Source organism: Curtobacterium sp. A7_M15, from assembly GCF_030705415.1.
Taxonomy (GTDB): Bacteria; Actinomycetota; Actinomycetes; order Actinomycetales; family Microbacteriaceae; genus Curtobacterium.
In genome coordinates, this window is sequence record NZ_JAUZED010000128.1 from 1 (window position 1) to 9,265 (window position 9,265).

7 protein-coding genes are annotated in these 9,265 nt (G+C 72.1%); 2 read left to right on the top strand and 5 right to left on the bottom strand.

All coding sequences use genetic code 11. The annotated features are described in order from the left end of the window. Nucleotides 1–443, top strand: a 443-nt coding sequence (locus Q7F20_RS16365; protein ID WP_305741131.1) for an NTP transferase domain-containing protein, incomplete at its 5' end; no start/stop codon positions are given. Nucleotides 444–609: 166 nt separating this feature from the next. Here the strand turns inward: Q7F20_RS16365 and opgC are convergent. The 4 genes from opgC to Q7F20_RS16385 form a co-directional block, all read right to left on the bottom strand. Beyond that, entirely contained in the window at nucleotides 610–3,114 is a 2,505-nt protein-coding gene (opgC, locus tag Q7F20_RS16370; protein ID WP_305741132.1) for an OpgC domain-containing protein, read from the bottom strand. Beyond that, a complete protein-coding gene (locus Q7F20_RS16375; RefSeq protein ID WP_305741133.1) occupies nucleotides 3,111–3,524 on the bottom strand; it encodes an ATP-binding protein in 414 nt (137 codons plus the stop codon). The genes opgC and Q7F20_RS16375 overlap by 4 nt, the downstream gene beginning before the upstream one ends. Then, complete coding sequence (locus Q7F20_RS16380) at nucleotides 3,521–5,542, bottom strand: glycosyltransferase (protein WP_370871714.1); 2,022 nt, start codon at nucleotides 5,540–5,542, stop codon at nucleotides 3,521–3,523. The genes Q7F20_RS16375 and Q7F20_RS16380 overlap by 4 nt, the downstream gene beginning before the upstream one ends. A gap of 272 nt (nucleotides 5,543–5,814) precedes the next feature. Then, the gene (locus Q7F20_RS16385) at nucleotides 5,815–6,534 is read right to left on the bottom strand and encodes a TetR/AcrR family transcriptional regulator (RefSeq protein WP_305741134.1); all 720 of its coding nucleotides are present in this window, start codon (nucleotides 6,532–6,534) and stop codon (nucleotides 5,815–5,817) included. Between the two features lie 126 nt (nucleotides 6,535–6,660). Between Q7F20_RS16385 and Q7F20_RS16390 the strand changes: the two genes are divergently transcribed. Next, the gene (locus Q7F20_RS16390) at nucleotides 6,661–7,587 is read left to right on the top strand and encodes an NAD-dependent epimerase/dehydratase family protein (protein WP_305741135.1); all 927 of its coding nucleotides are present in this window, start codon (nucleotides 6,661–6,663) and stop codon (nucleotides 7,585–7,587) included. A gap of 141 nt (nucleotides 7,588–7,728) precedes the next feature. Here the strand turns inward: Q7F20_RS16390 and Q7F20_RS16395 are convergent, their stop codons facing one another. Then, entirely contained in the window at nucleotides 7,729–9,045 is a 1,317-nt protein-coding gene (locus Q7F20_RS16395; protein WP_305741136.1) for a fibronectin type III domain-containing protein, read from the bottom strand. Between the last annotated feature and the right edge of the window lie 220 nt (nucleotides 9,046–9,265).

Here is a 9,265-nt window from a genome sequence, read left to right on the forward strand (position 1 = left end):
CCGCGGCCGACCGTGCCCGGGCCCTCGTCCCCGCCGTGGAGGCGGTCACCGTCGTCGTCGCGGGCGACTGGGCTGCCGGTCCGGGCGCGTCGCTCGCCGTCGGTCTCGCGGCCGTCACCGATCCGGAGACGGCGTGCGTCTCGCTCGTCGACCTGCCCGGCCTCCCCGCGACGGCCGTCCGCCGAGTGATCGGCGGCGGCGACCACGGGACGGCGCTCCGCCGCGCGGTCCACCACGGCGTCCCGGGGCACCCGGTGGTCGTCGGCTCGGAGCACCGCGCCGCGCTGATCGCCGCTCTGTCCCGCGACCCCACGCACGGCGCCGGGCCGTGGCTCGCGTCGTCGGACGCGGAACCCGTCGAGTGCGGCGACCTGTGGGACGGTCACGACCAGGACCACCCGAGCAGCCAGCGGGGATCTCACGGCCGCACCGTGACCGGCTGACGGACGGGAGGCGCGGCCGCTCACCGGAGTGCTGCGCCCCCGGACGGTCGTTGCGCCCCGTCTCTCCGGGGCGCTACGACCACAGCGGGGCGCGAATGCGAACGACCGAACGCGCGCGCGAACACGCACGCGACCGGACTCGCGCCGCGCGTCACCGCGCAGCACGTCAGCGCGGGATCACCGAGAACAAGAACCGCTTCCGCACCATGTACCAGGCCAGCAGGATGAGCAGCGTGTGGGTCGCGAAGCCGATCCACCCGTTGCCCCAGTCCACGCCCGGGATCGACGCGATGGCCAGCGCGAAGAACACCTGCCAGACGAACACGTAGAGACTCGCCTGCCCGATCGGGATCCACAGCCAGCCGATCGCCTTCGAGATCGGCTTCCAGAACACGGTGAGGATCGCGTACGACACGATCGCGAAGAACGCGATGTCGACCAGACGCCCCCACTGCAGGTCGACGCGCTGGTAGGCCGTGTTGTACAGGTCGTCGTACATCGAAACCGGGAACGGGGTCGGTGTGAACCCGAAGTGGTTGCCCGCCCAGACGTAGACCAGGAACAGCGCGTAGCCCCCGATGCCGACTCCGACGAGGACCTTGCCGAGCCGTCCGGTCAACGCGCCGACGATCTGGCGTCGGTAGAAGCCGAGCACGAGCCCGTGGGTGAACACGACCTGCCAGGTGAGGAGGGGGAAGACCGCCTCGAACTGGGAGTTCAGCGGCCGGAAGTCCGGGTTGAGCGCCTGGTACACGTACAGCGCCCAGCTGACGAGGAGCAGCGCCCACCAGAACCCGCGGCGGATCACCCACATGAACACCGGGATGAACAGGCTGAGCACCACGAAGAGACCCATGATGTTGAAGGGCCACGGCCCCATCTCGAGCAGCAGGAACTGCCGGATCGCGTACCAGGGCGGCGGGTAGGCCAGCAGCTGCATCGCGTTCGGGTAGAGGTCGTACACGCGGCCCTCGGCGCCGACTCCCCCGGTGCCGGTCCCACGGTCGGTGAAGGTGGTGATCGCGTCGGTGTTCAGGAACGGCACGAAGCTCAGCGCGAAGACGACGAGGATCACCCCGAGCGTGACGAGGTACTGCTTCCGAGCGCGTTTCCAGGCACCGACCGCGGCCGCCCACTCGCCGAACTTCTTGATGGCGAACGGGTAGGTCATGCCGAGGACCATGCCGGAGAGGAACACGAACATCTCCGCGCCGGTGATCGCGCCGACGGCGTGCAGCGTGATGTACGAGTACGGCCCGCCGATCTCGATGTGGGTGATCACCACGGCGAGGATGATGAACCCGCGGAACAGGTCGAGCCGTAGGTCGCGCCCGGGCTTGCCGTCGTCGGGGTAGCGCCAGCTCGGGAGCAGCCGGCCGAACAGGCCGCTGAGCAGGAACACCACCGCCAGGCCGACGGCGCACCAGACGATCCACGCCATCTGGTCGCCGCCGGTGTCGTACTGCTGGTCGGTCGCCGCGGCGCCGTCCTGCTTCGTGACCCGGTCGGTCACGGGACCGAACACGAAGTCGCCCGCGCGCTCGAGGTCGGTGCGGAACGAGCCGGCGATGCCGGGGACGGCGGTGTCCCGCCAGTCGGCCACACGGTTGCCCGCTTCGGGCTCGCGGCGGTTCGTCTCGAGGAAGGTCACGCCGCGGATCAACGGACGGTCGTGCACGGCGGCGATCACCTGTCGCCACCAGCCCTGCTTCACCGGGAGCTCGTCGGCACCCCGGAGCGAGTGGTCGTACAGCGCCCCGGTGTCGAGCAGCATCGGCCGGTCGTCGGCCACGGCGAAGCGGTCGTAGAACGTTCCTCGCTGGCGTTGCTCGTAGCCCCAGGTCTCGTCGAAGCGGGCGGTGACCTCGCCGGCCTCGGGGACGTCGTTCCGGGTGAGCGGGACGTCGCGGCCCGCTGCCTCGGTCGCCTTGCCCTTGCCGAAGTACAGCATGGACAGCCCGACCCAGTCGACGGCGGAGTCGCCGGGCCAGTACGGCGCGTAGGGGTCGTCGGCCGCGGTGAGTTGTCCGTCGCCGTTGGTGTCGAGCTTCGAGACGTCGGTCGCGGAAAGGTCTTGCAGGCGCCCGGCGGACTCGCCGAACGGGTAGCCCGCACCGTAGGACGGGGACCACACCATGAGCGCGTCGGAACTCCCGCCGTGGACCGCTGCCGCCAGCGCGCGGAAGGCGGTGACGAACTGCGTCGGCTGCTGACCCCACCGCACCCACGTGCCGTTCATCTGCGGGGCGAACCGGACGAGCACCTGCGTGTCGTACTGCCGGTGGACCTCTTCCAGCAGGGCGTTCGCCGCGCGGGCGTCGGCGGTCGTCAGGGAGCGGAGCGACCGGTCGGGTTCGAGGCTCACCACCAGGACGGCACCCTGCGTGGCGGCGGCTCGGGTCGCCCGGAGGAACTCCTTCCGGGCGCTGCGGTCGAGCGGGTACTCGATCTCGACGCCGTACATCGACGGGGTCGCACCGAGCCGTCCGGCGTACCCGTCGGGCGCGTCGTCGCCCCAGTCGATGTCCGGTCCGAACCAGGTCTTCCCGTCGGCGGGCGAGACCGCGGCGGCGGCGGTCGCCTGCACGGCCGACGCCGGCAGGGCGCCGCCCAGCGCGAACGTCGCGAGGACCACCAGGAACGCGAGGAATCGGGCGGCTGGTCGGCTCACCGCGTGCACGCCAGGGTCCAGACGTTGTGGCCGCCCTCGTGCCGGTGCTCGAGCCGGTCGAGTGCCGCGATCGCGAGCGCGAGGCCGCGGCCGCTCTCCTCGTCGGCGTCGGCCATCGTCACCGCGGCCAGGTCGACGTCGGCCGGCAGCCCGTTGTCGGTGAGCACGGCGACGAGCTCGCGGTCGGTCACGTCGAGTTCCACGGTGTAGCGCCTGCCTGCTTCCTGGTCGGTGCGTCGGGTGTGCTCGACGATGTTCGCGGCGATCTCGGCGACGGCGGTCTCGAGGCCGAACCGGAGCCGCAGGTCGTCGATGCCGAGTGTGTCCCACCACGCACCGAAACGGTCCTGCACCTCGTCGAGCGACTCCGGTACCGCCGGGACCTCGAACGCGACCCGCGCCGGGCTCACAGGGGTCCTCCGGCCGTGCTCGACTCGTGCTCGGACTGCGGTGTGCCCGGTCCCCGGTAGAGCACGGCCCGGATGACGATGCTGAAGATGAACAGGTCGAACACGACCCATGCGGTGTTCACGAGTGGTGCGATCCCGGACGCCTGGCCGGTCAGGTACCGGATGCCGATCAGGATCAGCGCCGCCACGAGCGCCCCCATCGCGATGAGCTGCGGCTTCACGAGGTCCCACCGCGGCTTCTGCTCGGACTCGTCGCGGACCTTCGGAGTGACCCGGAAGCCGAGCGGCTTGCCCCGGAACACGTTCTCGAACGCGCTGGTGACCGACTCGATCCACACCGGGAACAACGCGAGCGAGTACTGCTGCCCGCGCCACGTCGGTCTGCCGGCCGCCACCACCCAGAACAGCACCTGGTTGAGGACGAGGAACGGGATGAGCCGGGCGAAGAAGTCGACGCTGTACGCCTGGACGGGGACGACCCCGAAGGACAGGCAGAGCACCGGGGCTGCGATGTAGACGATCGCGGCGAAGCCGGACAGGTAGCTCCACATCGTCGAGAAGTACATGAGCCGCTGCCCCCACGACAGGCCCTTCTGCACGAGCGGGTTCTCGCGGAAGAAGACCTGCATGGTGCCCTGTGCCCAGCGGAGCCGCTGTACGAGCATGGTGGGCAGGTCCTCGGGGGCGAGGCCCTTCGCCAGGATCTCGTCGTGGTACGCCGACTTCCAGCCGAGGCCGTGCAGGCGCATGGCGGTGGCCATGTCCTCGGTCACCGAGATCGTCGCGAGCGGCATGATCGGCTGGGCCTCGTCGTCGCGGTTGACGTCGAGGGCGCGGGCGAGCACGGCGATCGACTCGATGGCGGCGACCGGTGAGGCATCACGGCGCCCGAGGACGTCGAGGGCCGCGTCGTCGAGGCCGGCGAACGTGTTCGCGTCGGTCGACATCGCCGCGAGCTCCTGCAGGTCCTTCCGGACGGACTCGAGGTCGGACGCGGCGAAGCGGTACGAGATCGCGTCGATGCCGCGCTGGAAGTCGTAGGTGACGTCACCGAGCGGTTCGCCGCGCTGCACCTGGTCGCGCGCGCGGTCGACCACGGCCTCGGCCTCGTCGAGCGCCCCGAGCACCCGCGGGTCGGTCTCGGTCTCGCGCGCACGGGCGAGCAGCTTCCTCGAGGTCTTGATCGTACGGGCCACGGATCCCTCGACCTCGCGCACGTAGCGGGTCACGCCGAGCTGCATGAGCGCCTCGCGCCGGAGGATCGCGTTCGACCCGCAGAAGAACGCGGCGTTCCACCCGTCCTTCGACTGCTGGATCGGCCCGTAGAACAGGGGCGCCTGGCTGCCGAGCAGGTCGGCCTCGGGGACGTTCTCGAACCACTGCGGCGTCTGCACGAGCGCCATCCGCGGGTCCTTGAAGTAGCCGAGGGTGCGGTCGAGGATCGACGGCTCCGGCACCTGGTCGGCGTCGAGGATGAGGAGGAACTCCCCCTGGGTGGCGAGCAGCGCGTTGTTGAGGTTCCCCGCCTTGGCGTGCCGTGGACGGTCGATCCAGTCGGCGCCCCGGGTGATGACGCCGATGCCGAGCGCGTCGGCCGCGGCGCGCATCTCCGGGCGGTTGCCGTCGTCGAGGATCCACGTGGAGTGGGGGTGGCTGATCGCCTTCGCCGCGGTCGCCGTGCGGACGACGAGGTCGACGGGTTCGTTGTACGTGGTGATGAAGACGTCGACGGTGACGGGGTCCCGCGGCGGCGTCGGTGGTTCCCCCCGTTCGCGGAGGCGCCAGGCGCCGAACGCGAAGAGCAGCGAGTCGATCACGCTGTACGTCTCGGCGAGGATCAGCGGGACGGCGATCCACCACGAGTGCCAGTTCACCGACGCGGCCCACCGCCAGACGATGTAGTTCACCCCCGCGATGGACGCGAGCAGGGCGACCGTCCGGACCGCGACGAGTCGTCTCCGGGGCGTGCCGGTGGTGAGGCGACGGCGGTCCTGCCGGCTGACGTCGAGCGCGGTCACCGGGTGCTCCCGACGACGGCGTCGCCGAACGTGCTGCGTCGCAAGCGTGCCTCCCTGATCCGTCGGCCCCCGGCCGCAGCGCGCGCCCGAGGTGGTGGTTGCGTCCGGGGAGACTCCAGGTGTGCGGCCCCGAGCGTGGGCTGACGTCGTCGGGTACGACCAGGGCCCACGACCTGTCTACCGCAGGAGTGGGCCTCCTGTCAGACCGGCACCCCGCTCTGGGGACAACGGATGCGCGCCGGACGGACAGGACCGACGGGCAACGAGACCGGTCAGTCGAACTCCGCCACGAACCCGAGGTCCTCCGCCAACCGCGCCACGACCTCGTCGAAGTACGCACCGCCGTCGGACACCGACCCGACGTAGTGGCCGAACAGCTCGAACGACACCGTGCCGAAGACCGTCGTCCAGGCCATCAGCGTGCGGACGAGGACCTCCTCCGGCAGCTCGATGCCGAACGCCCGCAGCGAGGCCACTCCGTCCGCGACCGCCGCAGCGGCCCGACCGGGGCCCGTTCCGGTCGGCGCGGGTGCCCGGTAGCCGGGATCCGCCACGGCGTCCGCGACGACCCGCACGATCGTGAGCGTCGTCCGCGACGCCGGGTCCACCGTCGACCGCGGCGCGACGTACCCCGGCACGGGCGACCCGAACAGGAGCGCGAAGTCCCCCGGGTGCGCGATCGACCACGTCCGGATCGCCCGGCACACCGCGACCCACCGCGCCCCGGGGACCGGTCCCGCCGCAGCCTCGGCCGCCTCGACCGCGGCACCGAGCTCGTCGTAGTCAGCGATGAGGAGCGCCGTGAGCAGGTCGTCGCGGCTCGGGAAGTACCGGTAGACGGCCGACGACACCATCCCGACGTCCCGGGCGACGGCACGGAGGCTCAGCTGCGACGGCCCCTCGTCGGTGAGCCGGACCCGGGCAGCGGCGAGGATGCCGGACCGCACGGACTCGCGTGCGAGGGCTCGTGCGGTGGGTGCCTTCTCGGTCATGCCTCCACCCTGGCACGAGAGAGCACTGCACACAATCGAGAGCAGTGCTCTTGCAATTGACCGCGCGCGGGTGCATGCTGATCGGAGAGAGCGGTGCTCTCGCAATCAGGAGGAAAGCAGGAAGCCATGTCGCAGCAGCACGTCATCGTCGGTGCCGGTCCGGTGGGCCGGCACGTCGCCGCACTCCTCGCGGAGCGGGGCGAGCGGGTCACCGTCGCCACCCGCTCCGGTCGGGACACGGGCGTCCGGGGAGTCGGGCACATCGCACTGGACGCGTCGGACGCCGACGCCCTCACCCGGGCGACCGAGGGCGCCGCCGTCCTCTACAACTGCGCGAACCCCGGGAACTACACGCAGTGGGAGGAGACCTGGCCGCCCCTCGCGACCGCACTGCTGACGGCGGCCGAGCGCACCGGCGCGGTCTACGCCATCACCGGCAACCTCTACCCGTACGGACCCGTCGACGGACCGATGCGCGAGAGCCTGCCGGACGCCGCGACGGACCACAAGGGCATCCTGCGCGCGGAGCTCTGGGCCGACGCCCGCGCCGCGCACGAAGCGGGTCGGCTCCGCGCCGTCGAGGTCCGCGCCTCGGACTACGTCGGGACCGGCATCGGCGAGAACGGGCACATCACCCGGGTCCTCCCGGCGGCGCTGCAGGGGAAGGCCGTCTCGATGATCGGGCGGACCGACCTGCCGCACACCTTCACGGACGTGCTCGACGTCGCCCGGACACTCGTGGCGGCCGCGGCGGACGAGACGACCCACGGACGCACCTGGATGGTGCCGAGCAACGCGCCACGGTCGCAGGTGCAGGCCCTCACCGAGGTGCTGGCCGCGGCGGGGAAGCCCCCGGTCACCGTCCGGCGACTCCCGGCCGGCATGCTCCGCGCGATGGGGGTGGTCTCACCGATGATGCGCGAGATCGCGCAGATGAGCTACCAGTGGACCGCGCCCTACGTGGTCGACGACTCGGCGAGCCGAGCCCGCTTCGGCATCGAGCCGACCCCGTGGGACGAGGTGTGCCGACGGACCGTCGCGGGCGTCGCCTGAGACGGCAGGAGACGGCGGACGGGAGGCGCGGGGGGGGGGCCCCCCCCCCCCCCCCCCCCCCCACGCGGGGCCGGCCGGACCCGGCGGCCGGGAGGCGCGGTGCGGGCCCGCACCGCGCCTCCCGTCCCACACGTGGTGGCGTCAGATCACCAGGAGCCGCGTGAACTGGCCGGCGGAGAGCTGCACCGCCACGCCGCCGGCGGCGTCGAGCCGCCAGAGGCCGGTCGTCGGGCCGGCGCTCACGTCGAAGAACAGGTCACCGGCCTCGTCGGCGGCGCCGACGTGGACACCGCGCCCCTCGGACGTCACACCGCTCGTCGTGCGCTCCGTCGTGGTGCCGTCGGCCTTCCGGGTGACGAGCGTCGCGATCGTCTTGTCGGCGGTGCACCCGGCGGGGCTGCCCTCGCTCGCGGCGGCACACCACCCGGCGGACTTGGCGAGCAGGAGCGCGCGGCCGTTCGTCGCCCCGTACGTGAACCCGATCCGGGACTCGGCCGACACCGGCGTCGACGAGCCCTTCGCCAGCAGGGACCACCCGCTCGCGCCGGAGGCCCCGGACGAGAAGTAGTTCAGGTACAGGTTGCCGGCGCCGTCGGCGAGGAGCCCGCTGAGGTACTGGTAGCCGTTCTCGGCGATCGACCGGGTCGTGCGCTTGCCCGACGGGGACACCGAGACGACCTTGGTCGCGGCACCCTGGGTGCCGAACGTCGCCGCAGAGACCGTGCCGTCACGCCCCACGGCCCAGTAGGTCCCGGCGGACGGGACGAGCGCGACCGGCGCACCGCCGTCGACCGGGAGCTTCGTGATCGCCCCGGAGACCGAATCGACCCAGTACAGGTTGCCGGCGACGTCCGACCGGAGGTCCGCTGTCAGGTGCAGGCCCGTCGCCACGGTCCGGGCAGCGCCGCCGCCGGCCGGGTACATCACGACGGAGCGGCGGTCGGCCGAGGGCACGAACACGTCGCCGACGTCGTCCGCCGTGAAGCCGGCGGCGTCCTTCGCGATCGTGGTGGGAGCGGACGTGCCGGAGACCGGGAAGCGCACGACCGAGCCCGAGCCGTCGAGGGCGAACAGGGACTCGACGGTCTGCACCGACCCGGGCGTGGTGTACCGCACCGAGACGGCCTTGCCCGCACCCCGGCTCCCGACGGCGCGGACCGAGAACGTGTAGGTCGTGCTCGCGGTCAGGTTGCCGAACCGGTCGGAGCGTGCGCTGGCCGGCAGTCGGTCGACGCCGGCGTCCGGCTGCTGCTGCTTCGGCGCGACGGTGACGCGCCAGCTGGCGATCTTCGCCCCGGACTTCGGGAGCCCCCAGGTCACGGTCGCACTGTCCGCGGCTCCGGTGACCCGGACGGAGGTCGGTGCGCCGGGCACCGACGAGGGTGCGGCCGTCGCCGGCGCGGCTCCCCCGATGACGAGCGCCACCGCGGCTGCGGCGGTCAGTACGGCTCTGAACACGTGCGTTCCCCTGTTCGTCCCGTGATCCATGCGTCACGGCTACCGACATCAGAGCACCGGTCGGACACCGCGGACCCGTCCGTGCCGAGATCGTGCGGGCCGCGCACGCCCTCGTGCGTCATCCCGCAAGGTGCGGGTGCGGGGGCGGGTGCGGGCGGGGTGCGGGTGCGGCGGTTCGCGAGGGCGACAGTCGGCCGCCGGATGCCCGCGGCAGACTGTC